The organism is Dethiothermospora halolimnae, assembly GCF_037577855.1.
Classification (GTDB): Bacteria; Bacillota; Clostridia; order Tissierellales; family VENL01; genus Dethiothermospora; species Dethiothermospora halolimnae.
Genome location: NZ_JBAKFX010000028.1, coordinates 16,501 through 42,877 on the forward strand (window position 1 = coordinate 16,501; position 26,377 = coordinate 42,877).

Genomic DNA, 26,377 nt, shown 5'->3' on the forward strand with positions numbered 1-26,377 from the left:
TTTAGTAGGATAAATGCATTCAGGGAGATTTTAAAGCCATATAATCAGTGGAATAGTAAAATTTAGTTGCTGGGGGATTCGTAATCCCACAGCTTAACCAATAAAATATACATTGACTACATACATTTATGGTCTAACCAATTCCCTGCATCTTGTTCCCTAAAATAGTTAAAATTTAATTACAATATGAGAAATATGTAGATAATAAATGAATTATAAAATATAATTGTAGTATAAAACTATTTTGTATTATTAATTGTAATATTAAATGAAGGAGGAGAAATTTTTGAAAAAAATATTTAAGGCATTAACTATTTTAACCATAGCCAGTGTATCTTTGGTAGGCTGTGGTAGCGATAAAGAGATAGAAACTGCAAAGGAAGCTCCAAGCGCTTCGGTTGGACAGGCTGAAAAGGATAAGGAAGAAAGTGGAAAGAAGAAAGATGAAGTAACGAAGAAAGAAGAACAAGAAAACAAGGAAGAATTAAAAAACAAAGAAAAAGAGAATAAAAATGAAGAAAAAGAAGATAAAGGTGGAAAAGAATCCATAGATTTATCGGTTAAACCTAATGAGATGGGAAAGGTTATGGTACTTATGTATCATAATATAGGAGAAGAAGAAGCCACTTGGGTTAGGACTCCTGAAAACTTTAGGAGAGATCTAAATACACTGTATGAAAAGGGATATAGGGCTATAAGTCTAGAAGACTTTGCCCAAAATAATATAGATGTTGAGGAAGGAAAGACCCCAGTTGTATTTACATTTGATGACGGCAATCAAAACAATTTTAATATAATTGAAAAAGATGGTAAGAAAGTGATAGATCCAAATTCCGCTGTTGGAATAATGGAAGAGTTTAACAAGGAGTATCCTGATTTTAACATGACAGCTACTTTCTTTATCAATGGATTAAAACCATTTAGGCAAGATGATTTAATTGAGTATAAGCTTAATTGGCTTGTAGATAATGGATATGATGTAGGTAATCATACATTGGGACATAATAATATGTCTAATGTTAAAGACCCTTTAAAAATTCAAAAATATATTGGAAAGCAAGCGCAGTTTTTAGAGAGTTTTGTAGAAGGATATAAAGTTAATACCTATGCCTTATCCTATGGTGGACGACCAGAAGACAAGCATACCGATTTATTAGCAAAGGGAGAATATGAAGGGTTTAAGTATGAAAATGTAGCTATACTAAATGTGGGATGGGATCCATCGGTTTCTCCTAACCATAAGAACTTTAATCCCTTAGCAATCCATAGGGTAAGAGCCAGTGAAACTAATGTAGATAATGTGGGAATGTATGATTGGATGGAGATGTTTGAAAATCATCCAAATAGAAGATATATCAGTGACGGAAATCCAGATATAGTTACTGTACCTAAGAAATATGAAGAAAATATTGATAAAGAGGGAATAAAGGATAAGAAATTATATTTATATGAGGAACAGTAGGATATGGAGTTATATAGTTTATTAAAAATAACAGTAGGGGACCCTACTGTTATTTTTAATGTATACCAATATTTCCATCAGCTTTCATTGTAACTGTATTATTTTTTAAGATTTGTTTTGTTCTATCGCCATCCCTTAAAGAATCTAGATATACTATTTCTTCTGGTTGGATTTTAATGGCATTTAGAGAGGTTTTATTATTATCGATAATATAGGGTTCTGGGCTGTATCTTCGGGCTTCCTCTAATATGTCTTCATTATCTAGACTGGTAGAAGCTTTTCCAAAAACTTGAACACCCTTTATCTTTTTATAATCTATATAGTCACTATTAACTAATAAACAAACATTTGGATTATCCTTAATAGCATTAAACTTTTCTCCTCCGGCGGATACAATATATAGGTTCATATTATCATCGGTAAAGTATTGTACTGGACTGCTTCTGGGAATGTTGTTGATTGTAGTTGCTAAAGAACCCTGCTTATGTTCTATTAAAAAATCTTTAATATGTTGTTTTAATTCCTGTGATTCCATTTTATTATTCAAAGAAGATACCTCCTAGTAAACTATTATTCCTTTTTATTATTGTTTATTTTAATAAAAATATGTATGGTTTGATATAAATATTAAACCTCAGTAATAATAAAACTACTCTTTGAATAAATTATATTAATATACAACAATAGGGAGGAGATATGTATTGAAGGTATTTTTTGTTAAGAGGCATAATTTCTTTACGGTATTATTATTAATTTTGCTAGTTGCAGGTTCCATAACATATACTAGTTTAACCAATGAAGGAGATATAACCAGTGTATTTTCAGCTAAAAGGGAGTTGCCCATATATTCTGTTAAAACCGATGAGAAAAAGGTTGCCATAAGCTTCGATGCTGCATGGGGAAGTGAATATACCGATGAAATATTAAATATATTGGATAAACACAATGTAAAAACAACCTTTTTTTTAGTTGGGTTTTGGGTAGAGCGTTATCCAGAAATGGTTAAAAAGATAGATGCCAGGGGGCATGAAATAGGAAATCACTCAAGTCATCATCCCCATATGTCTAAATTATCAGAAAAGCAAATAACTGAAGAGTTATTAAACACAGAGGAAAAGATAAAAAAAATAATTGGTAAAGAAACAATGTTATTTAGACCTCCATTTGGGGATTATAATGATCGTTTAATTAAAACATGTAGAGATAACGGATATTACACTATTCAGTGGGATGTGGATTCATTAGACTGGAAAGAGTTAGGGGTACAGCCAGTGGTTGATAGGGTAACTAGAAATGTAAAAAAAGGATCCATAATATTATTTCATAATAATGCGAAGTATGTAACAGAGTATTTACCATTGGTACTAAGTAGATTACAGGAACAAGGATATGAGATAGTTCCTATCTCAGAGTTAATATACAAAAATAACTACCATATGGACTCCACAGGACAGCAGGTTAGAGATAATTGATAGTTGACAATGGACAATGGACAATTAAAAATTCGGCCAATTGGCCGAATTTTTTGTTGTTAAGTTGAAATTCTAAAAGTGAATGATTGATTTTTAAATAATATGCAATATTAACTATAAACAAACTGTGGAAAAAATAAAAATCATGTTCTAGAAAATAATTGTCCACTGTTAATTGTCCATCGTCAATTAAAAAATAGGCCTTTGGCCTATTTTTTTTACGATCTTCCTAGGTTAGAGTATTCATCTTTTGCTCTTTTTACTATTTCTTGGGTTAGAGCTTTTCTGTCAGTTTTACTATTTATATGCATTTCTGATGCTATTTCCTCTTTAAAGTTTTCAAAAGCTTTTCTTGCATTAGTTGGAATTGTATTTTTCATTAGTATCACCTCTGTTTAGTAGTATTATTAAATATAATAAACTTCCTATGAAAATAGTATCCCATACATATAAATACATTATGATAGTAAATTTTTCAAAATATACGAAGCTAATAATAGATACATAAAAAAGTTACTAATGTAAAACCTAAAATGTATAGGATAGAAAGTAGTTAAAGGAGCGCTATGTTTGATGATGATAGACGGAATAGATATCAAAGGAATAACTTGTGACTCAAGAAAAGTAAAAAAAGATTATGTATTTGTGGCAATAAAAGGATTTAGTGAAGATGGAAATGATTATATAAATAACGCGATAGAAAAGGGTGCTAAAATAATATATACAGAACGAGATATAACTAATAAAAAAATACCCATCTATAAAGTGAACAATGCCAGGGTAAAGTTAGCAGAATTACTAAATGAATTTTATGATTATCCCTCAGAGAAGGTTAGGCTGATTGGAGTTACTGGGACAAATGGGAAGACTACAACTACCCATTTGATTAATGAAATATTTAAAAAATCTGATTACAAAACGGGCCTAATAGGAACGCTAGGAACAAAAATAGATGATGATTATATTTCTACGTTTTTAACCACTCCTGATCCGGAAAATCTCTTTTTTTTATTAGATAAAATGGTAAAGGAAAAAGTGGATGTTGTAGTAATGGAAGTGTCATCCCATGGATTAAAATTTTATAGAACCTATGGATTACAGTTTGATGTGGCTATACATACGAATATCGATAGGGATCATATGGATTTACATGGAACAATGGAGGACTATATTAATAGCAAGAAGAGATTGTTTAACTCCCTTAGGAGTAATAAACTGGCAGTATTAAATATAGATGATGATAATAGTAAAAATATGATAGATGGAAATGATAGGATCTTTATTATATCATATGGTCTAAATAATAGGGCTACGGTTACTGCATCAAGTATAGAAATAATAGATAAAATCAGATTCATATTATGCTTAAGACGGGGAATTACCACCATAAATGGTGTAGATATTGAGCCCTTTGAATTTTCGGTTAAGCTTAATATACTGGGAAAACACAATATATATAATGCTTTGGCAGCTATAAGTGTGGCATTGTACTTTGGAATAGATTCAAAAACTATAAAGAAAGCTCTAGGTAAATTTAATGGAATAAGAAGAAGGTTAGAAAAAATATACGATGATAAATTTTTGGTTATAGATGATTATAGTCATAATCCCTTGGGATATCAAGTTGTTTTTGAAACACTACAAAATATAGAATATAATGATATCATTTTAATAAATGCCATTAGAGGTGGTAGGGGAAAAGAGATAAATAGAAAAAATGTCGAAGAAATATTAGTATGGCATAAGATTTTAGGAATTAAAAATATAATATTATCCACAAGTGACGATGTAGTAGAGGGTAAAGATAAAGTTAGGGAAGATGAAATTAAAGGAGCTATTAATGTTTTTGCTAAGACCAAAACAGGTTATGAATTGTATGATAGCTTAGAAAAGGGGATAGGTAGAAGTTTAGATTTAGTATCCAGAGGAGATGTCATTCTATTGTTAGGATCACAAGGAATGGATAAGGGGAAAGAAATATTTTTTAAGTTATTAGATGGAAAAAAGGTCAGTTCTTAGAACTGGCCTTAAAACATAGACAAAGCAAGTGAAAATGTCCGCCAGTCCTAGGATTTGGAAAATATATAGAAACGGTCGAAAATAGAATTCCAAACTCGCTATGCTCAAACACTGGAATTCAAAACTATTTTCTCCCTTATTCTATATTTTCACAAATCCTGCGGAATGGCTACCATTTTCACTTGCTTTGTCTAAATATATTTTGTAGTGAAACAAAGGTCAGTTCTTAGAACTGGCCTTTTCCTAATTAATTATAAAATTTGAAAAAAATTAAAGGGTTTTTATGGTTAAAAGTCAAATATTAAATTAACGATACATTTATAAAAACATATGACGAAAAATCAAAAAAACATCATATTATTCCTATGTTTTGAATATGTATAATTGTAGATTAGTCCATAAAAAAACATAAGAATAGGAAGGGGAGTGGGGACTATATGGTAGATAAAGTAATTGATACTAACATGGTAACATTAATAGGTAAAGCAGTTACAGAAAAAGAGTTTAGTCATGAAATGTATGGAGAAAAATTTTATAATTTTGATTTGGAAGTACCAAGATTAAGTGAGTATTCAGATGTATTGCCCATTACAATATCGGAAAGATTACTAGTGAATACTGACATTAGTCAAGGAGACGATATTGTTATAGAGGGGCAACTGAGATCCTACAACAGATATATCGATGGGAATAATAAGTTATTATTAACTATTTTTGCTAGGGATTTATATATACCTCATACTGAGGAAGAGCTTCTAGAGCTTAAGAAGAAGCCCAATGAGATATATATAGATGGATATGTATGTAAGCCACCGGTTTATAGAACTACACCATTTGGAAGGGAAATAACTGATTTATTGGTTGCTGTAAATAGACCTTACAATAAATCTGACTACATACCCTGTATCGCTTGGGGACGAAATGCAAGATTCTGTAGTAACTTAAATGTTGGTGACCATATAAAAATATGGGGAAGAATTCAAAGTAGGGAGTATCAGAAAAGATTATCCGATGGTACGGTGTTAAATAAAGTAGCCTATGAAGTATCCATATCAAAGCTAGAGTATGTTGAGAATGATAATAATAGGGATGATATTGAAGAGGATGGGGATATGGAAGAGTAGGATATAATTTAAATACTATTTAATTATTACTCTAGATATAAAATAAAGAAACCCTCAGGGTTTCTTTATTTTATATCTATTACTTTATTTGAACTTAGTCTAAATATTCTTTGTCTAATAGTGGTGGGGTTTCAGGATCACTACCGGCGAATATAGGGGAAGATAAGTTAAATATAACTATAGCACCTACTAAAATAGATAGACCATACTTAATAATTTTTTTCATTGTAAACCTCCTTTAAATTATGTGACTTACGATATAATTATATTCTAAAAGATAAAGAAATATTTGTCAATATTGAAAATATAAAGTGAATGTGGTATATTTAAAGAGTTAAAGTAGTTCAATAAAATTCAAAATTTTATAAGGGGGAGTATTATGGAACAAAATGAATTAACTTTAGGTGAAAAGATAAAAATTGAACGAAAAAAAAGGGGGTTTACTCAAAAAGATTTGGCTGGAGACTTTATAACTAGAACAATGTTAAGTAAGATAGAAAATAACTTTGCTAGACCATCTATAAAGACCATCGAATATATAGCTTCTAAGTTAGATTTACCTGTAACATATTTTTTAGAGAGTATGGTAAACGGAGATATGAATTCTAAGTCAAATATGGAAAATGTATTTGAGCATTCTTGTTTTTTAATTAAAAATAAGGAATATGACAAAGCTATAATTTATATTGATGAAATGTTAGAAAATAACGGTCATGAATCGAAGGATATCTATTATCTAAGATCCATATATAACTTAATTATCTGTTACTTTAAACTTGATAAGATTGAAGAATGTGAGAAAAGAGCATTGTCAATAATACCTTCACTAAAGGATAAGAAAGACTTCTATTATCTTTCAAAAACATATAAGATAACTGGAAGTTTATATTTTGAAAATAATGAGTATAAGGTGGCAGAAAAAAACTTTAGAGAAGGATTAAAGTTTTTAAAGGATTCGTATGTTGATGATATACTTCAAGAACAGGTTTTATATTATAATATAGCTCTTTGTCTATATAAGCAGAAACGATTTGATGAAGCAATAGATAATTTAGCTATTGTACAAAAGATATCTCATGAGTATGCATGTTATAAAAATCCCCATTATGTTAATATGCTTTTAGGAAATATAGAAATGGCAAGGGATAATATAACTGCATCAATAAAATATACTTGTAGGGCAATATATTACTTTGAGAATAAAGGGGACAAATATTATACTGCTTTATGTAATAAAAATTTAGGAATAGGGTATATAATTAGCAAAGATTATGATAAAGCATTTAAGCACTTAAGCCAATCATTAAAATACTTTCAAAGTAACGATATAAAAGATTTGAAAAGATTGAATGAAATAAAATTAGATATAGTTCTTGCTTTAAGTAAGAAAGGAGAATATGAAGAAGCATATAGATATATTAAAGATATAGATATAAACTATTTAAGTGAAAAGTGTAAATGTGACTACTATATTTCCCTAGCCAGATACCACATACACATAAAAGACTTAGACCAAGCTGAAGACTATTTAAACAAAGCAAAGGGGCTTACTGATGATAAATATATTTTACAGGACTGGTATACAGTAACAGCAAATCTTTATTCACTAAAAGATGACTATAAAAAAGCATATGAGTTATCAGAGGAAGCTAGGAAAGTATTAAATTATTGAAAAATATTAAGTGTTGTAAAATGAATATATTAATATATAAGATCATGTTTTACATAGATAATTAGTTATGGTAAAACATGATTTTTTGATATAATAAAATAGGGGTGATTTAGTGGAGTATAATATAATTGTGGCGGTTATATTTTTAATAATATTTATTACCATTCAGTATACCTTAAATAAAATACTGATGGAACTAAAAAATATAAAGCAGATATTAGTACAAATGAAGATTAAAGACTAAGTGGGTGTATCTATTATGGGGAATCTTAGGTTTTTTTTAAAAGAAATATTTATTAAGTTAAGGGATAATTATGATAATGATTATTTGAATAAAAACTTAATAAATATTTTTATTGTACTTGTTTGGAATGCAAATAAAATCACAAAGGAAAAATTGCGGGATATAAACGTAGAAGAAATAGAAAGAAATAAAATATATAATTTTCTAAAGTCTGATATACCGAATCAAGTGTTAAAAGATGAAATGATAATACCCATTATCTATGAACTTCTTGTTAATGAAAGGGAGAAAAGAAAGAGTTATGGTATTTATTATACTCCCCAGTGGTTGACTGAGTATATAGTGGATAGTGTTATAGTAGAGGATATTAAGAATAGGAACGATATATCCAGTCTAAAGATATTAGAGCCATCCTGTGGATGTGGAGTTTTTATACTGTATATATTTGATGTACTATATGACTGGTACATAAGTAATACTAATTTACATAATGAAGTCATAATAAGAAAAATAATAGAAGAAAATCTATATGGAGTGGATATAGATAAAGAGGCTTTAAGGGTATGTAGATATTTATTAATGTTTAAATATTCAAAAATTACAGACAAACCATTAAACTTAAAGTTTAATTTATACAATATGGACTTTTTACAGGATAAAATCCTACAATATAAAGACTTTGACTACATAGTGGGAAATCCCCCTTATCTAGAAAATAGAAAGATAAATAAATATTATGATAAAAAAAGTTTAAAACAAAGGTTTACTACTGCTAAGGGAAGGTTTGATATATTTAATCTATTTATCGAAAGGTCTATAGATATAATAAATGAAAATGGGAAGATAGGGTATATACTGCCGGCAAGTATTTTATCCAATAATAACTTTTCTGATATAAGAAAAATCATATTGGAGAGTACAAATATTGATGAAATAATAAATTTAGGAGAGAAAATATTTGACAATGTTAATATGAATATGTCAATTTTGACCATGACTAGGTCTCACAGCTCTATAAAGGATCATAATATAAGGTGTAAAGATATTAGTATGAGTAATAATAGAGCGCTTCATATTAAAAAAGATGATTATAAAATTATAAATCAGAGGTATTATTATAGCTTATTAAAAAATATATTTGATATTTATTCTTCTTCTATAACCTTTAAACTAAGGGATAGAATATTTCATGAAGGTTATACAAAAATTAATGATATATGTGAAATAATAGCAGGCATAGCTACAGGAAACATTAGAAATAAACTTCTAAAAACTAATAAAACTAAAAATTCAAAAAGGATTTTAGAGGGGAAAAATATTAAAAAATATTATTGTAAATGGGACAGTTTGTTTTTTATAGATGATAAATCAATAATAAATAAGGACAATGGAGAATATGCCACATTCATGAGGGAAGAATTTATCTACAGTGAGAAGCTATTAATAAGACAAACAGCGGACCGGTTTATATGTGCCTATGATAATAATTATTATTATTTATTAAATACATTATATTCCCTTATAATTAGAAGTAAATATAGAAAAAGGATAAATATAAAATATATATTAGGTTTATTGAATTCAAAGTTATATAGTTATCTATATAGAAGTATGGTTAGGGAGACTAATAAACTATTTCCTCAGGTTAAAATATTTCATATACAAAATAGCCCCGTTATCATTCCAGAAAGCTTTATTGAAAATGAAGTGGTTAATAGGGTGGATAAAATATTAAAATATAATGAAAACCTATACAATGAAGAAAATTTAAAAAATAGTAACAAATTAGAGGGTAAAATAAAAAAACTAATGACTGAAATAGATACTATTACTTATAAAATCTTTAATTTAACCGACAGGGAGATATGTGAAGTGGAAAAGGGAATAGATAATATATAGGATAGGATTTACTATAAAACTGTATTTTGCAGTTTTTAACATTGACAAAATATAGTGGTTCCAGTAGAATAGAGTTCAAATTATCGTTTTTCATATAATAATTTAGTAGACTAAGGAGGATATTAGAATGAACGAAGATAAAAAAAGAAAGATTGTAATATCAGAAGAAGAGATAAAAGCTAAGATAAAAGAACTTGGTAAACAAATAACCGAAGATTATGAAGGGAAGAAAATACTTATAGTTTCTCTTTTAAAGGGTAGCTTCATCTTTACTGCAGACTTAGTTAGGGAAATTGGGGTTCCTACACAAATAGAGTTTATGACTACTTCAAGCTATGGACACGGAGAAGAGAGCTCAGGAAACGTTAATATAATCAATGACTTAAAGATTGATGTAAAGGATAGGGATGTACTTATTGTAGATGATATAATGGATTCTGGACTTACTATGAAGGTAATAATTGATCATATAAAAGAGCATAACCCTAAATCAGTTAAATCATGTGTATTCTTAAACAAACCAGAAAGAAGAACAGTTGACATTTCTCCAGATTATGTTGGTGAAACTATAGAAGATTTATTTATAGTGGGATATGGATTAAATTATGGAGACTATTATAGAAACATACCATATATATTCTCATTTGAGGACTAGAACATAGGTGAAAAATAATACTTATTCTATGTAGGGACTCAATATATTGAGTCCCTACGATTAGTTCTTTTACCAAATCTCTGCTCTCTGCCCTTTGCACCCTGCACTGAATAAAGAAGCGCCAAAGGCGCCTTTATTCACTCCCTTAGTTCATTCAATATTTTCACTTTATCAATAGTTTTTGCATCCTTTTTCTTTATAACCTTGGCTGGAATTCCTGCCACAACGGAGTTTTCAGGGACATCTTTAGTGACTATAGATCCAGCAGCCACCACCGCTCCTTTTTTTACCCTTACCCCTTCCAATAAGACAGCATTTGCCCCTATAAGAACATTGTCTTCAATAATAACAGGAGTCTTACTTGGAGGTTCTAAGACTCCAGCTACCACAGCTCCAGCGCCCACATGGCAGTTTTCTCCGATTATGGCCCTAGCACCTATTACAGCATTCATATCTACCATAGTATTTTTTCCTATATTTGAGCCTATATTAATAACTGCTCCCATCATTATAACTGCATTTTTGCCTATAGATACTTTATCCCTTATTATGGAGCCAGGCTCTATCCGTGCTTCTATATTTTCAATATTAAGTAATGGTATGGCAGAATTTTTTCTATCTATTTCAATATCATAGTAGTCTATATAGGAGCTATATTCCTTTAAAACATAGTTTATATCTTTATATTCCCCTATAATAATTCTAAAGTCATAAAAGCCGTAGGACTTAAGATTATCTATCTTGATATTTTCAAAATCTCCTTTAACATATAATTTCACAGGGGTAGACTTATTGGAGTTTTTTATAAAATTAGCTAGTTTATATGGGTCTGAAAGTTCTATATTGTTATAGTTGTTATTGTTTATATCATTATTCATTAGTTTCCTTCAGCCCTTTCTTTTCTTAGATAGTGGAAAACTATAGTTTCAAACTATCTAAATTTTATTATATTTAGTAGTTGGAGCTTAGTAATTCACCAACTGATTAAACCTTTATGATATCATTCATATTAAACAGACCGTTATTTTTATTTTGAATAAATTTTGCTGCTTTTATTGAGCCTATTGCAAAAATACTTTTTGAAGCTGCGCTGTGTTTGATTTCTAGAATTTCATCGGGACCAGCATAGATGACAGAATGCTCTCCGACGATAGTTCCACCTCTTATTGAATGTATTCCAATTTCATTTTTTCGTCTTAAATCTTTTTTGCTGTATCGGCCAAATACATATTCTTTTTCATTACTTAATTCTTTATTTATTTCCTTTGCAATCATATATGCAGTCCCACTGGGGGAATCTAATTTTTTATTGTGATGCTTTTCTAATATTTCTATATCAAAATTATCCCGTAATACTGCAGCGGACTTTTTAACCAGATTTAATAATAAATTTATCCCCAATGACATGTTTGCTGAATAGAAAACAGGTATTTTTTTTGATGCTGTTTCAATATCATTCATATCATGGGCAGACAAACCTGTTGTGGCAATAACCAATGGGATATTTTTCTCCATACCATAATCCAAAAGCCCTGGTAAAAAATAAGGGTTTGAGAAGTCGATTATAACATCTGCTTCTTTTTTAAACTTAAATATATCATTGTAAATAGGAAAATCATTGTCAAATTTATTCGGGGATTTATCTATACCTGCTATTATATCCATTTCATCATCTTTTTTTAGTTCTTTGGCTAAAACTTGCCCCATAGCTCCATTACAACCATTGATTATGGTTTTAATCATTTTATTACCTCCTCTATAATAATCCGTATTCTTTAAGTTCATACTTTAATATTTCTAAGTTGGAATATACCATATCGGTTAATGGTAATCGTAAATTACCTACATCGATTCCCAATAAATTCATTGCAGTTTTTATAGGAATTGGGTTTGTTTCTATAAATAAAGCTTTTATTAGTCCTAGCATATTTAGCTGAATCTCCCTAGCCTTTTCTATATCATTATTAAGAAAAGCCATAGTCATATCATGGGTATCCTTAGGAGTTATATTAGCAACAACAGATATAACACCCTTACCACCTAGGGACATAAGGGGTACAACCATATCATCATTACCGGAATATATGGAAAAGTCTTTAGGACATATTCTAGCTATTTCAGCCACTTGACTAATGTCGCCACTGGCTTCTTTAACAGCTATTATATTTTTATGCTTAGATAATTTTTCAAGGGTTTTGGGTAGCACATTCACTCCGGTCCTACCGGGAACATTATAAACTATTATGGGGATATTTACATTATCAGCAATGGCAGTATAATGGGCCACTAAACCTTTTTGAGTAGTTTTATTATAATAAGGTGTTACTACTAAAAGTCCATCGGCACCTATTTCTTCGGCATATTTACTCATTTCAATTGCATGATTAGTGTTGTTGCTACCTGTACCTGCTATTACTGGTATTCTACCGTCAGTTGCTTCAACAGCAAACCTAATAGCTTCTTTTTGCTCATTCTCTGTCATGGTGGAAGCCTCACCAGTGGTTCCACATATTATTAAAGCATCTGTACCTTCAGCTATATGCCAATCAATAAGTTCACCTAATTTATCAAAATCTATTCCATCCTCTTTGTAAGGAGTCACTATAGCAACTCCAGAGCCTTTAAATAGTGTCATAATAAACCTCCTAATTTTTTATTATATTATTCAAGCATAGGAACACTGTGGATATGGTATTTTATACATGCTAAGTTTAGATATAATCATTAATAAGGAGTTCTGCAATCTGTACAGTATTAGTTGCAGCTCCTTTTCTAATATTATCTGCTACTATCCATAAATTAAGGCCGTTTTTTATACTATTATCTCTTCTTATTCTCCCTACATATACATCATCTGTCCCTTCGCTGCTTAATGGGGTGGGATAGATGTTATGGGATATATCATCTTGAACAATGATACCCTTAGCATCTTTAAAACTACTATATATTTCTGTTAAGTCAAAACTTTTATCAAACTCTAGATTGACAGAAACACTGTGACCGTATTTTACAGGTATCCTTACGCATGTTGATGTTATTTTTAAGTCATTATCATGTAGAATCTTTCTAGTTTCATTTATCATTTTCATCTCTTCTCTTGTATAGTCATTGTCCATAAAAATATCTATATGGGGAAGACAATTAAAAGCTATTGGATGGGGATATTTTTTTGGACGTAATGAGTTTAGCCCATTTTCAAGATCTTTAATTCCACCTATGCCTGAGCCGGAAACTGCTTGATAGGTAGAGAAAATAACCCGTTTTATTTTAAATTTATCATGAAGTGGTTTAAGAGGAACAACACATTGTATAGTAGAGCAATTTGGATTTGCTATTATTCCATTATGATATTTTACATCCTCTGGGTTCACCTCTGGTATAACTAATGGAACATCCTTATCCATTCTCCAGGCACTACTATTGTCAACTACTATAACCCCTTTTTCACTAGCTATTGGTGCAAACTTCTTACTTACTTTGCCGCCGGCTGAGAATAGAGCTATATCGATATCATTATCGAAGGAATCTTCTTTTAGTTCATCAACTATGTATTCTCTTTCGTTAAATATAATTTTTTCTCCCTTAGACTTGGCAGATGCAAATAAGAATAATTTGTTTACAGGAAAGTGGCGCTCTTCTAATACCTTTAAAAATGTTCTACCTACCATACCTGTTGCTCCTACTATGGCTAAATTTACTTTTGACATAAAAATCCCCCTTAAAAATTTCTGTTATTAATATATATATTAATTAGTTTATTAAAAAATACAGTTAATAGTGTGTATAATAACATATTATTTTATAACATATTAAATGGGATAGAAAATATAATATTTATATATTATTTTAGAAAAAGGATTTCATTAGTGGAAGATAGAATTAAAATATATTATGAAGGGAGGAATACTTTATGGAGAAGAAAAGGTTTTTACCTACTATATTGGAGATTAATATCTTTTATTTAATAATTGCATTTGCTTGGACAGAAATAGGAGGAAGGGCACAAATTAGAGATATGTATACTGGGATATTGATAACTGAATATCTTATTATATTTATACCTACACTGATTTATATAAAAATTTTAGGTTATGATTTGAAAAAAGTTTTGAGATTAAATGCTATTTCTATTAAAGAAGCTTTTAAAATACCGCTAATCGTTCTATTTTCTTATCCTATACTGATTTTTATAAATGGCATTGCTTTAAAAATATTGGATTATTTTGATGCCATTAAATACTATGAAATGCCTTTAATGCCACAGAATAATACTCAATTTCTTATTACTTTATTTGTTGGAGCCATAACTCCAGGAATATGTGAAGAGGTTATGTTCAGAGGTCCCATAATGAGGGGATATGAAAGATTAGGAGCTAGAAAAGCTATTATTATCTCTGGGGTTTTATTTGGGATATTTCATTTTAATATTCAAAATTTTGTAGGACCTACAATGTTAGGGATTTTACTCGGATATTTAGCCTATAGAACCAACTCTATATTTCCATCTATTATAGCCCATGGAACTAATAATGCTATATCTTTTACAGTTGGATATGTTTCATTGAGAGTACTAGATAGGTTAAATATAGATCCCGCTACTAATGAAGGGTTACAACAAAATATTTCATCGGATATGCATACTACAGCCCTTATAATAGGACTAATTTTTATATTGGGAATATTATTAATATGTGGTTTAGTGGTATATAATTTAATAAAATCATTACCAAATAGGGAAAAAGAATTTAAAGAAAATATGGAATTAGATATAAGACATACCAGTCTTCTAGCTAAAATTATATCCATAGGCTCTCTCATAATGGTGGGAATTATATTTGTGTATAGGGCCCATATATTTATTACAAGATAGAAAATGACAAAAAATAATAATGACCTACTCGGGGGAAGTAGGTCATTTAAAAATTTAATATATATAAATATATATTAAAGGGGGAGTGGGAAAGTAGTACTTTTCTCAACACTGAATAGTCTAACATTTAGACAAATATAAATCAAGAGGAAAAATTATCTTTTACACATTCTTAAAAAATATGTATTAATAGTAATAAAATCGTTACATACTGGTAAATTTCTTAGGAATAATATATCTCGAAATCCACATAATAGAAGTGGGAGGGATATTTATGCAAAAGAAAAATAAAAAGAAGAAAAAGAAAATTGAGACAATAGAAGATAAAATGAAATATGAAATTGCCAATGAATTAGGTCTAATGGATAAAGTAAATGAACTGGGGTGGGGTGGACTTACTGCTAAGGAAACTGGGAAAATCGGTGGCATTATAACTGTTAGAAAGAAAGCTATGAAAAAGAAAGTGGAACAACTTAAAAATGAAAAGAAGGAAGGGTAGCCCCGCTGGAGGCTACTTTTTTCTTCTGATTCTTAGGTGTTTTACATTCTGTACTCTACATTTTGGACCTAAAAAAGGTGCTTAATATGAATTTATTCAGAACCCTATAGAAAAAACAAACGATATATATTAAAATAAAGCTAAGGAGGATTAATATGGATAGAATAGATAAAGTCTGTAGTTTATTGAGAAATTCAAAGAATACAATTGTATTAACGGGAGCAGGAATATCCACAGATAGTGGAATACCAGACTTTAGAAGTGCTGATAATGGCATATGGAATAAAATTGATCCCATGGAGGCATTATCTTCTAAAGTTCTTATAAATAACCCTAAAAAATTCTATAGTCAAGGATATCAATTATTAGATAACATGACGGGGTTTAAACCAAATGATGGTCATAAGGCTTTAAGGGAATTAGAAAAAAGGGGATTGGTAGACTATTTAATTACTCAAAATATTGATGATTTACATTATAAAGCGGGATCTGAAAAGGTATTTGAAGTACATGGAAATATTAGAACTGGAAGCTGTATTAAATGTGGAAGGGAAGTAAAATTAGATGTTATTACAGATAAAGTTAATAGGGGAGAGATACCTCCTAAATGTGATATTTGTAATGGAATATTGAGACCGGATGTTGTTATGTTTGGGGATAGGTTGCCAGAGGATTTCAATAAAGCTTGGCAGTTAGCCGATGGATGTGAACTATTAATCGTGGTGGGATCTAGTTTATCAGTTGCACCGGTTAACTTTTTACCTAAATTAGCCAAAAAATTAGTAATAATAAACCTAGAACCAACACCATTTGATAATATAGCGGAAGTAGTAATAAATGATAATTGTAGTTTAGTATTAAATGAAATATTAAATAAAATAGATAAGGTGGAATAATTATGGATTCATATAATCAATTTGCATTTATTTATGACAAGTTGATGACAGCTGATATTAGTTATAAAAAGTGGCATGACTATATAGAAATGATATTTAGTAAATATAATAAAAGCATTAATACAATATTGGAAATGGCCTGTGGAACTGGAAACTTGACTTCCTATTTAGCCAAAGAAGATTATATGATAACTTGTTTTGATATATCCCAAGAGATGTTATCTATTGCACAGGATAAACTAAAAAATAATAGAAATGTAAAGTTGTATAAAAGGGATATGGTGGATTTTAGTTTTAATAAAAAATACGATAGTATCCTGTGTATGTGCGATAGTATAAATTATATAACTGATAAGGAAGAGTTATTAGCAGTTTTTAAAAATGTCTATAAACATTTAAATGATGATGGAATATTTATATTTGATATAAATTCATACTATAAGCTTAATAATATTATTGGGAATAATACATTTGTACATGATGATGATAATGTTTTTTATGTTTGGGAAAATATTTATGATGCTGAAAAAGAGATTTGTCAATTTTATTTAACTTTTTTTGTTAAGGAAGGAGATACATATAAAAGATTTGACGAAGAACATTTAGAAAGGGCATATAAATTAGAGGAAATAATAGAGTTATTAAATAGAGCTGGCTTTAAAGATATTGATGCCTATCATGAATTTACCTTTGAAGAAGTCATGGATAAAAGTGAGAGAATAAATTTTGTAGTAAAAAAATAATATTATATATGTATAAAAATTCGTTTTTGGTAAATATTAATTGACAAAGAGAACTAGTTATGTTAGACTAATTTCAAGTGGAAGCTACATAGTAGTTCTGCAAAATTATTTAAGTTTTAGGAGGAATGTTTTAAATGGTTAAAGGTACAGTTAAGTGGTTTAATGCTACAAAAGGTTATGGTTTTATATCAACAGAAGAGGGAAATGATGTATTCGTACATTATTCAGCTATCGAAGATGAAGGTTTCAAGACTTTAGAAGAAGGTCAAGAAGTTGAATTTGAAATAGTTGATGGAGAAAAAGGTCCTCAAGCTACAAACGTAACAAAACTATAATTGAATATAATTGTTAATATTATATATAGATATATATAGTTATATATAGATAGTATAGTTTTGAGTAGCAAAAGTCCCGTTTTAGAACGGGGCTTTAATTTTTTGTTAAAAATTATGTTTTAGTATAAAATAAGACTATAATTAAGACATAGAGAAGGAGGAACATAAAGGATGAAAGATTACTTAATTAGAGCTATAGATGAGGAGAGGAGTATTAGGGTATTTATTGCAACCACTACTAATATGGTAGAGGAAGCTAGAAGGATACATAATACTACACCAACTGCAACTGCAGCATTAGGAAGAACATTAACTGCATCCTCAATAATGGGAGTAATGATGAAGGGGGATAAGGATAAATTAACATTGAGATTCAAAGGAAATGGTCCCATAAGAACTATTCTATCTGTTGCTGACTCTCAAGGTACAGTTAAAGGATATATAGCAAATCCAAATGTTGATCTCCCGCTTAAAGCAAATGGTAAACTGGATGTGGGAAATGCAATAGGAAAAGATGGCCAACTAACCGTAATCAGAGATCTAGGCCTTAAAAAGCCCTATGTGGGACAATCAAGCTTGGTAACTGGAGAGATAGCTGAGGACTTAACTAATTACTTTGCCACATCTGAACAACAGCCTTCGGTTGTAGCACTGGGGGTTCTTATTGATAGAGATATAAGTGTTAAGGCTTCAGGAGGATATATAATACAGGTACTCCCAAATATTTCTGAAGAAAAGTTGTCTAGATTAGAAGAAATAGTTAAAGGGGTAAAGCCGATATCAACCTTGATAGATAATGGATTAACTCCCGAGGATATACTAGAAGAGACTCTTGGAGAATTTGAAATGGAAGTTAAAGAAAAAGTGGATATTAATTTAGAGTGTGATTGTTCCAAGGAGAAGATTGAAAGGGCTTTAATAAGTTTAGGAGAAAAGGAATTAACAGATATCATCAATGAAGATGGTAAAGCAGAGATATCTTGTCATTTTTGTAATTCTAAATATAATTTTAATAAAGAAGAATTAGAGGATTTATTAAATAGAGCTAAATAGTCAATTGACAGGTATAACACTTATCTAACTTTGGATGTTGACCTATTCATATAAAAAAGCACTAGGGGGTTCAATGTATTGAATCCCCACATAAATTTATGGTCCCACCATTTCCCTACCCTCTGCACCTTGTACCCTGCACAGAACAAAGAAGCACCAAAGTTGCCTTTATTACCTTTAAAGATTATAATATAAACAAAATAAAACTATTGACAAAAAAGCAGATATGATGTATACTAGGTCTTGTCGTTGGGAAAGAAAAAAATATAATTAGATATGGCGGCATAGCCAAGTGGTAAGGCATAAGCAGATATCCAATTCTTATGCTTTTCAAGAATTGTGATAGTCGCTTAGTTGTAAATTTAGTCAACAGATTAGATATTTAGCATACGATATAATTAGATATGGCGGCATAGCCAAGTGGTAAGGCAGAGGACTGCAAATCCTTTATTCCCCAGTTCGAATCTGGGTGCCGCCTCCATAAAAATGACCTTCTATTAGATAGAGGGTCATTTTTTATTACATAATGTTTGTAACCATAGATTTAAGTTATAATATTATAAATATAGGAAGAAAAGAAGGTGTAACAATGTCAATAAGAAAAGGGAACCCATTTATTCCTTATAAAAAGGCAGATACTGTGATTGTTGATGGAAGAGGAAAGAAAATAATTGATAAACTAGTACATATGGGTATAAATGTTATACCTACAATAAAACATGAAAAACTTTATGAAGCAATATCCTATCATCCCGATATAATACTTCATCCAATAAATTACACCACGTTAATAGTGGAACCAAGTATGTTTTATTATTATAAAGATAAACTAAGAAATACAAATATTAAACTTATAAAGGGCGAGAAACATTTAGGGAAAGAATATCCTGATAATATAGCCTATAATGTGGCTAGAGTGTCAAAGTATGCGATACATAACTTAAAGTATACTGATGAGAAACTTTTATATTATTTGAAAAAAGAAGGTATAGAGTTTATTGATGTAAATCAAGGATACACAAAGTGCTCTATTGCAAATTTATCAGAAAATACTATAATAACTTCGGACCCTTCAATATATAATAAAGCCCTTAAATACGGAATAGATGTTTTGTATATTAAAGAAGGATTTATAAAATTGCCTGGATTAGACTATGGATTTATTGGAGGGACCTGTGGATTATTAAGAAAAAAGGAAATCCTGTTTACGGGAAAATATGAAAAACATATAGATTATAATAATATTGAAAAATTTCTAAAAAAACATGAAGTTAAACCAATTTTTTTAAGTAATAAAGAAATAATTGATTTGGGTTCAATTATTCCTTTATTATGTAATTAATGTTTAGTTGTGATATGAATATACCTATAGCTAAAACATATACTACTATTACACAGGAGGGAGTGGATTTAGTGGAATTACTTTGCGTAGGCATAAAAAATGAGTTTGATAAAGCATATGAAATAATAAATGATAGATTATTCTCCTTTCAAGGAGAAGATTTTAATATAAATTTACAAAGAAAAACAATAGGCAATACTGTTTTTATATCTTACGATTTAGAAAATAATTATAAAAAACGAAAACATAAAGAAATTAATGATATTTTTAAACATTATGTTGCTACAGCTATTTCTGAGATAATTTTAAAGTATTATCAAGAAAAGATTATTAATAGATTACTTTTAGAAAAATGTGCCCACTTCAAGTGGAGCGATAGAGAAATGATTAAAAAAAATACGATAGATGACTTAAATAAAAATGATTATACAAATGCCAGTGATATTGTATATAGAATAAGCAAAAAAGCTAGGATTACTAAAACTGTTATTGAATATTTAGAACAGAATGATGAAATAAATATAGAGGGGTTTGTAAACTTTAGATTAAAGTTTTTGATAGATATAATAGATGAAACCTTGGATAAAAATATAGAAGATTTTATTATGGAAAGGGAGTATCGGGAATTTATTAAAGTGCTTCAATATTTTGTGGATATACAAGAGCCTAAATTAAACACAGTGAATGTTATAATAAAAGAAAATAAGTACTTATTGTATGATGATGATAATAAAAAGATAAATAATGATTTTTTAGAAGAAGTAGCAGACGAAATAGTAGATGAAACCATGAGTTATGATGATCTGCTTATAAGTTCCCTTATAACCATAGCACCTAGAAATATAGTTATACACATAATAGATAGGAAAAATATAAAGGTTGTAGATGTTATAAAGAGTATATTTGTTAATAAAACTACCATCTGCAAAGGCTGTTGCTTATGTAGTAGTGAAATATTAGGTAAAAAAGAGAAAAAGTAGGCTCTATATTTTATAGAGCTTTACTTTTTTCTATTTTGTGGTATAATTATTTAGTCGTATTCTGGCTAAAGAGGTGATTTTATGGTAGTTATAAAAATGATTATATTGGCTGTTATAGGTGCTTTAATAGGGTGGCTTACAAATATTTTGGCTATTAAATTAATTTTTAGGCCTTTATTACCTGTAAGGATTCCTATCATAGGTATAAAATTTCAGGGATTAATACCTAAGAGGAGGGAAGAAATAGCCCTAAGTATAGGTGAAGTTATAGAAACGGAGTTATTATCGATCAATGATATTATTAACAAATTAATCGAAGAAGAAAATATATCAGAAATTAAAGAGTTAATAAAAGAAAAAATAGGAGATGTTGTTGAAAAAAAATTACCTTCTATAATACCAAGTGCATTTAAAGGTTCGATTTTTAAATATATAAATCAAATGATAGATGATGAAGGGGATAGAATTCTAAAGGATATGGCTGAAAAAATGATAAACAAAGCCACTGATAAAATTAGTCTATCGAAGATAGTAGAAGATAAAATAAATGAATTTGAGCTAGAGAAGATGGAAGAGATAGTAATGTCTATAGCGAAAAGAGAGTTAAAGCACATAGAAGTATTGGGAGGAATATTGGGTTTCCTAATAGGAGTAGTACAAGGTATAATAATATTATTATTCTAAATGTGACAATTTTCATTAGAAAATTGTCGCATTTTTTTTATTGAAAAAAATGGATGTAAGTGATAGAATATTCATGAAATAAATATTAATAAAATGTAATAAATTAATTGCTTTTTATTAATAGACTCTTCAGATAGGCACTTCAAAGTATTAACTTCAAAATATATATGCTTAGTTAGTTTTATTATATCTTTACATATAACATTACTTACACTTATATACAAATTTCAAATTCTTTAACATATCCTAGAATAGCTTGAAACAACAGTAATAATATCTCAATAAAATATATATTCATAAACCCGAAAATAATTTTTTAAAATAAAATAAATATTAGGGGGATTTTTATGAATGCTTTATTACTTGCGATTATAACCTATATAGGATTTATAGTTGCTTACAAAACCTATGGTAAGTTTTTAGGAGATAAGTTATTTCAGATGAGTAATAAAAATATTACTCCAGCGAATCAAATTAATGATGGTGTAGATTATGTACCTACCAAGAGAAGCATACTATTTGGACATCATTTCACTTCTATAGCGGGGACAGGTCCCATAGTAGGGCCAGCCATAGGGGTTATATGGGGATGGGTTCCAGCAGTTATATGGGTTTTTGTAGGTTCCATATTTATGGGAGCAGTCCACGACTTTGGAGCAATGATTATTTCAGCTAGAAAACAAGGGAAATCCCTTGGAGATGTAACTAAAGACATAGTGAGTCCCACATCGAGAAATCTTTTTCTTATCGTCATATTCTTTTTATTACTTATTGTAATTGCTATATTTGCAATGATAATTGGTAAGCTTTTTATGATGTATCCGGCATCAATATTTCCAGTCTGGATGGAAATACCTATAGCTGTCTTATTAGGTTACTTAGTTTATAAAAGAAATATGAATATAAGATGGCTATCTATAATTGCTATTATTCTTATGTACATAACAATTTGGATTGGAGCAACTTATCTTAATGACATACATATACCAGAGATATTTGGACTTGAGGAAATATTGGTTTGGGTATTCCTTTTAGTAACATATGCCTTTATAGCATCAGTTTTACCGGTACAAACACTGTTACAACCTAGGGATTATATTAATTCCCATGAACTTTTAGTAGCTATGGGTTTATTAATAGCGGGATTGGTTGTAGTACACCCCACCATAACCGCCCCAGCTACTAGGTTTGGAATAGAAGGAGCTCCCCCTGTATTACCATTTTTATTTATTACTATTGCATGTGGAGCTATTTCTGGATTTCATAGTTTAGTTTCGTCGGGTACGTCTTCAAAACAACTGGGACAAGAGGAGGACTCTTTAACTATAGGATATGGGGGTATGCTTATGGAAGGGGCCCTGGCAATTTTAGTTATACTAGCTTGTACAGCGGGATTAGGAGATACGGCAGCTTGGACTCAAAGATATGCAGATTGGTCTTCAGCCAGTAGTTTAGGCGCAAAATTAGGAGCTTTTGTAGATGGGGGAGCTAATTTTATATCAGGTTTAGGAGTAGGTGTTGGATTTGCCAAAACAGTCCTGGCTGTTTTCATTGTAAGTTTTGCAGCGACTACCCTTGATACGGCTACAAGAATACAGAGATACGTAGTCAGTGAAGTTGCAGAAGGACTTAATATAAAACCATTGACAAATAAATATGGAGCAACATTATTTGCAGTTATAACGGCTGTATTGTTGGCAATGGCTGAACCGGGAGGCTCTGGTGCCATGATACTATGGCCATTATTTGGTGCTACTAATCAGCTATTAGCAGGCTTATCTTTAATGGTGATAACAGTATATTTATCTAAAAAAGGAAAGCCTATTTTATATACACTACTGCCAATGGTCTTTATGATGATAATGACAGGTTGGGGTATGGTTCATAATATACTAAACTATTTTAGTGACTCTAAATGGTTGTTGTTTTTTATAAGCATAATAATTATGATGTTAGAGGTTTGGATGATTATAGAATCATTTAAGGCTATTAGAGAAAACCGCTCTAAAGAGACGATAGAGGTATAAATATGGAATAAAATAATATTAACCTAATATTATTTTATTAGGGACTTAATATTTCACAATAAAAAAATATATAAAGGAGGGGAGAGGAAAAGTAGTCATAATTATTTATAATTAAGTTATAAGGGGGATTAAAATGTCAGATACAGGGAATGGGGTAGCTAAAACTACTTCAAAAGAAGAATTTGTACCGTATATACCGGCCAATAAGATAATGCCGGAATTTACAGCATTGTCTATCATACTAGGTGTTATTATGGCGGTGGTATTTGGTGCTGCTAATGCCTACATAGGTTTACAAGCAGGTATGACCATAAGTGCGTCTTTACCGGCTGCTGTTATTTCTATGGGATTTATCCGAGGTATAATGAAAAGGGATTCTATATTAGAAAATAATATAGTTCAAACTATAGGTTCAGCAGGGGAATCCCTAGCAGCGGGGGCAATATTTACTTTACCGGCATTATTTATTTGGTCAAAAGAGTTTGGGATGGCAGAACCCAGTTATTTTAAAATAACAATAATAGCATTGGTAGGGGGTCTTCTTGGTATTTTATTTATGGTTCCTTTAAGGAAGGCTCTAATTGTAAATGAACATGGAACCTTACCCTATCCAGAAGGAGTAGCTTGTTCTGAAGTTCTTAAAGCAGGAGAAGCAGGGGGAGGAAAGGCTAAAACAGTATTTGCTGGATTAGGTTTTGGTGCAGCATTTAAGTTTATACAGGAAGGTTTAGGTCTTTTTCCAGGGCAAGTTGAATGGACAATACCAGGTTATAAAAATGCAGCTATAGGAGGAAATATTCAACCGGCATTACTGGGAGTTGGATTTATTGTTGGACCTAGGATATCAGCATATATGTTTGGTGGAGCTGTATTAGGTTGGCTAGCAATAATTCCTCTTATTTCCCATGTGGGAAGTGGCCTTACTGAAGCAATATATCCAGCATCTGTGCCTATTAGTCAGATGAATCATATGGATATTTGGGATAACTATATAAGATATATTGGTGCAGGTGCCGTTGTATTTGGAGGCTTAATTAGTTTGATAAAATCATTGCCACTTATTGTAAATACTTTCAGGCATGCTTTAGGTGGTTTTAGTGCAGGGGCTGATGGGGGAACCGATTTAAGAACCGATCAAGATATGTCGATGAAGGCAGTTATAATAGGTTCCTTGGTTATAGTTGTTGCTATTATGTTCACTGATTTTATTCCAGTGGGTATACTAGGGGCAATATTGATAGCAGTATTTGGATTTTTCTTCGCAACAGTATCATCTAGATTGGTTGGATTAGTTGGTAGCTCTTCAAATCCAGTTTCAGGTATGACTATAGCTACATTATTATTTACATCTATAATATTTAAAGCAACTAAATTTGATGGTCCAGAGGGTATGATAGGAGCATTATCTGTCGGCGCAGTTATATGTATCGTTTCTGCCATAGCAGGGGATACATCCCAGGACTTAAAGACTGGATTTTTAGTTGGAGCAACACCTAAAAAACAACAATATGGAGAGTTAATAGGAGTTGTGGCTTCTGGTTTAGCAATCGGTGGAACATTAGTATTACTTAATAGTGCCCATGGATTAGGCTCGGCAGCTTTACCAGCTCCTCAGGCTACAATGATGAGACTTGTTATTGAAGGTGTTATGAATAGTAATTTACCTTGGACTCTAATTTTTGCTGGTATGGGTATAGGTGCACTTATAGAATTACTAGGGGTTCCTGTATTACCAGTGGCAGTTGGATTATATCTACCTATACATTTAAGTGTCCCTATAATGATAGGAGGTCTTTTAAGGGGAATACTTGATAAAGTATCTAATATTAAAGAAAAAGTTGATGGTGGAATTTTATATGGTTCTGGTCTTGTGGCAGGAGAAGGTTTGGTAGGTATATTATTAGCTGCCTTTGCAGTTATTAAAGTGGGAACCTTTGCCAACGGAGATCCCAAGCATTTATCAGATGCTATAAACTTAGGGGTTACCCAATATAGGTTTGTAGCTGTAATAGCATTTGCAGTAATAGTACTAACATTTATGAAATCTTCTTTCTGGAGAAAAGTTAAGAAAGAATAAACGTAGAAAATAAAGAATAAATAATAGAGAATAAAGAATAGATAAGGAGACTGTGGAATGAATTCCACACTACACTTGTAGTTGAAAATTGACAGTTGACAGTAGACAGTTAAGGTGCAAATCAGCTGAAACTGATTTGTAATATAATCTTCCACGAACGAAGTGAGTAAAAGTACCATAACTGTCAACTGTTAACTATTCACTATTTTGGTTGTTGTGTAATTCGTATTTGGTTGTTGTGTAAATCGTATTTGGTTGGTGTGTTATTCATATTTGGTTAGTGTGTGATTCATATTTGGTTGTTGGGGGATTCGTAATCCCCCA

26 protein-coding genes and 1 tRNA gene are annotated in these 26,377 nt (G+C 30.4%); 20 read left to right on the plus strand and 7 right to left on the minus strand.

Annotated features, from left to right (window positions below; genetic code table 11):
• Positions 1–286 precede the first annotated feature (286 nt).
• Complete coding sequence (locus tag V6137_RS11880) at positions 287–1,462, plus strand: polysaccharide deacetylase family protein (protein ID WP_425448157.1); 1,176 nt, start codon at positions 287–289, stop codon at positions 1,460–1,462.
• A gap of 55 nt (positions 1,463–1,517) precedes the next feature.
• On the opposite strand, the gene V6137_RS11885 is transcribed toward V6137_RS11880, so the two are convergent.
• Positions 1,518–2,009 carry a pyridoxamine 5'-phosphate oxidase family protein gene (locus V6137_RS11885; RefSeq protein WP_425448158.1) on the minus strand — a complete coding sequence of 164 codons (492 nt, stop codon included), beginning with the start codon at positions 2,007–2,009 and terminating at the stop codon, positions 1,518–1,520.
• 154 nt (positions 2,010–2,163) lie between these two features.
• Between V6137_RS11885 and pdaB the strand changes: the two genes are divergently transcribed.
• Complete coding sequence (pdaB, locus tag V6137_RS11890) at positions 2,164–2,934, plus strand: polysaccharide deacetylase family sporulation protein PdaB (RefSeq protein ID WP_425448159.1); 771 nt, start codon at positions 2,164–2,166, stop codon at positions 2,932–2,934.
• Between the two features lie 218 nt (positions 2,935–3,152).
• Here the strand turns inward: pdaB and V6137_RS11895 are convergent, their stop codons facing one another.
• The gene (locus V6137_RS11895; RefSeq protein ID WP_425448160.1) at positions 3,153–3,314 is read right to left on the minus strand and encodes a small, acid-soluble spore protein, alpha/beta type; all 162 of its coding nucleotides are present in this window, start codon (positions 3,312–3,314) and stop codon (positions 3,153–3,155) included.
• Between the two features lie 193 nt (positions 3,315–3,507).
• Here V6137_RS11895 and V6137_RS11900 point away from each other — a divergent pair, with 193 nt between their 5' ends.
• Both V6137_RS11900 and V6137_RS11905 read left to right on the plus strand, forming a co-directional pair.
• Positions 3,508–4,953: a Mur ligase family protein gene (locus tag V6137_RS11900; RefSeq protein ID WP_425448191.1), complete on the plus strand. Its 1,446-nt coding sequence runs from the start codon at positions 3,508–3,510 to the stop codon at positions 4,951–4,953.
• Between the two features lie 437 nt (positions 4,954–5,390).
• Positions 5,391–6,077 (plus strand): single-stranded DNA-binding protein, encoded by a 687-nt coding sequence (locus V6137_RS11905; protein WP_425448161.1) that lies wholly within the window; start codon positions 5,391–5,393, stop codon positions 6,075–6,077.
• Positions 6,078–6,171: 94 nt separating this feature from the next.
• Here V6137_RS11905 and V6137_RS11910 read toward each other — a convergent pair whose 3' ends face one another.
• Entirely contained in the window at positions 6,172–6,303 is a 132-nt protein-coding gene (locus V6137_RS11910; protein ID WP_425448162.1) for a hypothetical protein, read from the minus strand.
• Positions 6,304–6,456: 153 nt separating this feature from the next.
• On the opposite strand from V6137_RS11910, the gene V6137_RS11915 reads away from it, so the two are divergent.
• The 4 genes from V6137_RS11915 to hpt all read left to right on the plus strand — a co-directional run bounded on the left by V6137_RS11915 (position 6,457) and on the right by hpt (position 10,547).
• Complete coding sequence (locus tag V6137_RS11915; RefSeq protein ID WP_425448163.1) at positions 6,457–7,749, plus strand: helix-turn-helix domain-containing protein; 1,293 nt, start codon at positions 6,457–6,459, stop codon at positions 7,747–7,749.
• A gap of 112 nt (positions 7,750–7,861) precedes the next feature.
• Entirely contained in the window at positions 7,862–7,993 is a 132-nt protein-coding gene (locus V6137_RS11920; RefSeq protein ID WP_425448164.1) for a hypothetical protein, read from the plus strand.
• 15 nt (positions 7,994–8,008) lie between these two features.
• Positions 8,009–9,892, plus strand: a complete 1,884-nt coding sequence (locus tag V6137_RS11925) for an N-6 DNA methylase family protein (protein WP_425448165.1) — start codon at positions 8,009–8,011, stop codon at positions 9,890–9,892.
• A gap of 127 nt (positions 9,893–10,019) precedes the next feature.
• The gene (gene hpt, locus V6137_RS11930) at positions 10,020–10,547 is read left to right on the plus strand and encodes a hypoxanthine phosphoribosyltransferase (RefSeq protein WP_425448166.1); all 528 of its coding nucleotides are present in this window, start codon (positions 10,020–10,022) and stop codon (positions 10,545–10,547) included.
• Positions 10,548–10,684: 137 nt separating this feature from the next.
• Here the strand turns inward: hpt and dapD are convergent, their stop codons facing one another.
• From dapD to V6137_RS11950, 4 genes are all read right to left on the minus strand, one after another.
• Complete coding sequence (gene dapD, locus V6137_RS11935; protein WP_425448167.1) at positions 10,685–11,425, minus strand: 2,3,4,5-tetrahydropyridine-2,6-dicarboxylate N-acetyltransferase; 741 nt, start codon at positions 11,423–11,425, stop codon at positions 10,685–10,687.
• Between the two features lie 106 nt (positions 11,426–11,531).
• Positions 11,532–12,290, minus strand: a complete 759-nt coding sequence (gene dapB, locus V6137_RS11940; protein WP_425448168.1) for a 4-hydroxy-tetrahydrodipicolinate reductase — start codon at positions 12,288–12,290, stop codon at positions 11,532–11,534.
• Positions 12,291–12,303: 13 nt separating this feature from the next.
• Positions 12,304–13,182: a 4-hydroxy-tetrahydrodipicolinate synthase gene (gene dapA / locus V6137_RS11945; protein WP_425448169.1), complete on the minus strand. Its 879-nt coding sequence runs from the start codon at positions 13,180–13,182 to the stop codon at positions 12,304–12,306.
• Between the two features lie 76 nt (positions 13,183–13,258).
• Complete coding sequence (locus V6137_RS11950) at positions 13,259–14,254, minus strand: aspartate-semialdehyde dehydrogenase (protein WP_425448170.1); 996 nt, start codon at positions 14,252–14,254, stop codon at positions 13,259–13,261.
• A 203-nt stretch (positions 14,255–14,457) separates the two neighbouring features.
• Here V6137_RS11950 and V6137_RS11955 point away from each other — a divergent pair, with 203 nt between their 5' ends.
• From V6137_RS11955 to V6137_RS12010, 12 genes are all read left to right on the plus strand, one after another.
• Positions 14,458–15,417: a CPBP family glutamic-type intramembrane protease gene (locus V6137_RS11955; protein ID WP_425448171.1), complete on the plus strand. Its 960-nt coding sequence runs from the start codon at positions 14,458–14,460 to the stop codon at positions 15,415–15,417.
• A gap of 274 nt (positions 15,418–15,691) precedes the next feature.
• Entirely contained in the window at positions 15,692–15,916 is a 225-nt protein-coding gene (locus V6137_RS11960) for an alpha/beta-type small acid-soluble spore protein (RefSeq protein ID WP_425448172.1), read from the plus strand.
• 155 nt (positions 15,917–16,071) lie between these two features.
• Positions 16,072–16,812, plus strand: coding sequence for an SIR2 family NAD-dependent protein deacylase (locus V6137_RS11965; protein ID WP_425448173.1), 741 nt, complete (start codon positions 16,072–16,074; stop codon positions 16,810–16,812).
• Between the two features lie 2 nt (positions 16,813–16,814).
• Positions 16,815–17,555: a class I SAM-dependent DNA methyltransferase gene (locus V6137_RS11970; RefSeq protein WP_425448174.1), complete on the plus strand. Its 741-nt coding sequence runs from the start codon at positions 16,815–16,817 to the stop codon at positions 17,553–17,555.
• A gap of 134 nt (positions 17,556–17,689) precedes the next feature.
• Positions 17,690–17,890, plus strand: a complete 201-nt coding sequence (locus tag V6137_RS11975) for a cold-shock protein (protein WP_425448175.1) — start codon at positions 17,690–17,692, stop codon at positions 17,888–17,890.
• 171 nt (positions 17,891–18,061) lie between these two features.
• Positions 18,062–18,943 carry an Hsp33 family molecular chaperone HslO gene (hslO, locus tag V6137_RS11980; RefSeq protein ID WP_425448176.1) on the plus strand — a complete coding sequence of 294 codons (882 nt, stop codon included), beginning with the start codon at positions 18,062–18,064 and terminating at the stop codon, positions 18,941–18,943.
• A gap of 406 nt (positions 18,944–19,349) precedes the next feature.
• Positions 19,350–19,424: transfer RNA gene (locus tag V6137_RS11985), tRNA-Cys, on the plus strand.
• A gap of 108 nt (positions 19,425–19,532) precedes the next feature.
• Positions 19,533–20,285, plus strand: a complete 753-nt coding sequence (locus tag V6137_RS11990) for a DUF6873 family GME fold protein (RefSeq protein WP_425448177.1) — start codon at positions 19,533–19,535, stop codon at positions 20,283–20,285.
• Between the two features lie 14 nt (positions 20,286–20,299).
• A complete protein-coding gene (gene ytxC / locus V6137_RS11995) occupies positions 20,300–21,265 on the plus strand; it encodes a sporulation protein YtxC (protein ID WP_425448178.1) in 966 nt (321 codons plus the stop codon).
• Between the two features lie 81 nt (positions 21,266–21,346).
• Positions 21,347–21,949: a DUF445 domain-containing protein gene (locus tag V6137_RS12000; RefSeq protein WP_425448179.1), complete on the plus strand. Its 603-nt coding sequence runs from the start codon at positions 21,347–21,349 to the stop codon at positions 21,947–21,949.
• Between the two features lie 347 nt (positions 21,950–22,296).
• Positions 22,297–23,976, plus strand: a complete 1,680-nt coding sequence (locus V6137_RS12005) for a carbon starvation CstA family protein (protein WP_425448180.1) — start codon at positions 22,297–22,299, stop codon at positions 23,974–23,976.
• 133 nt (positions 23,977–24,109) lie between these two features.
• Positions 24,110–26,053 (plus strand): OPT family oligopeptide transporter, encoded by a 1,944-nt coding sequence (locus V6137_RS12010; protein WP_425448181.1) that lies wholly within the window; start codon positions 24,110–24,112, stop codon positions 26,051–26,053.
• Positions 26,054–26,377 lie beyond the last annotated feature (324 nt).

What these genes read in the sequence shown, in the direction of transcription:
- V6137_RS11895 (WP_425448160.1), bottom strand. Translation starts at nt 3,314, where the DNA reads ATGAAAAATACAATTCCAACTAATGCAAGAAAAGCTTTTGAAAACTTT.
- V6137_RS11900 (WP_425448191.1), top strand. Translation starts at nt 3,508, where the DNA reads ATGATGATAGACGGAATAGATATCAAAGGAATAACTTGTGACTCAAGA.
- V6137_RS11905 (WP_425448161.1), top strand. Translation starts at nt 5,391, where the DNA reads ATGGTAGATAAAGTAATTGATACTAACATGGTAACATTAATAGGTAAA.
- V6137_RS11910 (WP_425448162.1), bottom strand. Translation starts at nt 6,303, where the DNA reads ATGAAAAAAATTATTAAGTATGGTCTATCTATTTTAGTAGGTGCTATA.
- V6137_RS11915 (WP_425448163.1), top strand. Translation starts at nt 6,457, where the DNA reads ATGGAACAAAATGAATTAACTTTAGGTGAAAAGATAAAAATTGAACGA.
- V6137_RS11925 (WP_425448165.1), top strand. Translation starts at nt 8,009, where the DNA reads ATGGGGAATCTTAGGTTTTTTTTAAAAGAAATATTTATTAAGTTAAGG.
- hpt (WP_425448166.1), top strand. Translation starts at nt 10,020, where the DNA reads ATGAACGAAGATAAAAAAAGAAAGATTGTAATATCAGAAGAAGAGATA.
- dapD (WP_425448167.1), bottom strand. Translation starts at nt 11,425, where the DNA reads ATGAATAATGATATAAACAATAACAACTATAACAATATAGAACTTTCA.
- dapB (WP_425448168.1), bottom strand. Translation starts at nt 12,290, where the DNA reads ATGATTAAAACCATAATCAATGGTTGTAATGGAGCTATGGGGCAAGTT.
- dapA (WP_425448169.1), bottom strand. Translation starts at nt 13,182, where the DNA reads ATGACACTATTTAAAGGCTCTGGAGTTGCTATAGTGACTCCTTACAAA.
- V6137_RS11950 (WP_425448170.1), bottom strand. Translation starts at nt 14,254, where the DNA reads ATGTCAAAAGTAAATTTAGCCATAGTAGGAGCAACAGGTATGGTAGGT.
- V6137_RS11955 (WP_425448171.1), top strand. Translation starts at nt 14,458, where the DNA reads ATGGAGAAGAAAAGGTTTTTACCTACTATATTGGAGATTAATATCTTT.
- V6137_RS11960 (WP_425448172.1), top strand. Translation starts at nt 15,692, where the DNA reads ATGCAAAAGAAAAATAAAAAGAAGAAAAAGAAAATTGAGACAATAGAA.
- V6137_RS11965 (WP_425448173.1), top strand. Translation starts at nt 16,072, where the DNA reads ATGGATAGAATAGATAAAGTCTGTAGTTTATTGAGAAATTCAAAGAAT.
- V6137_RS11970 (WP_425448174.1), top strand. Translation starts at nt 16,815, where the DNA reads ATGGATTCATATAATCAATTTGCATTTATTTATGACAAGTTGATGACA.
- V6137_RS11975 (WP_425448175.1), top strand. Translation starts at nt 17,690, where the DNA reads ATGGTTAAAGGTACAGTTAAGTGGTTTAATGCTACAAAAGGTTATGGT.
- hslO (WP_425448176.1), top strand. Translation starts at nt 18,062, where the DNA reads ATGAAAGATTACTTAATTAGAGCTATAGATGAGGAGAGGAGTATTAGG.
- V6137_RS11990 (WP_425448177.1), top strand. Translation starts at nt 19,533, where the DNA reads ATGTCAATAAGAAAAGGGAACCCATTTATTCCTTATAAAAAGGCAGAT.
- ytxC (WP_425448178.1), top strand. Translation starts at nt 20,300, where the DNA reads ATGAATATACCTATAGCTAAAACATATACTACTATTACACAGGAGGGA.
- V6137_RS12000 (WP_425448179.1), top strand. Translation starts at nt 21,347, where the DNA reads ATGGTAGTTATAAAAATGATTATATTGGCTGTTATAGGTGCTTTAATA.
- V6137_RS12005 (WP_425448180.1), top strand. Translation starts at nt 22,297, where the DNA reads ATGAATGCTTTATTACTTGCGATTATAACCTATATAGGATTTATAGTT.
- V6137_RS12010 (WP_425448181.1), top strand. Translation starts at nt 24,110, where the DNA reads ATGTCAGATACAGGGAATGGGGTAGCTAAAACTACTTCAAAAGAAGAA.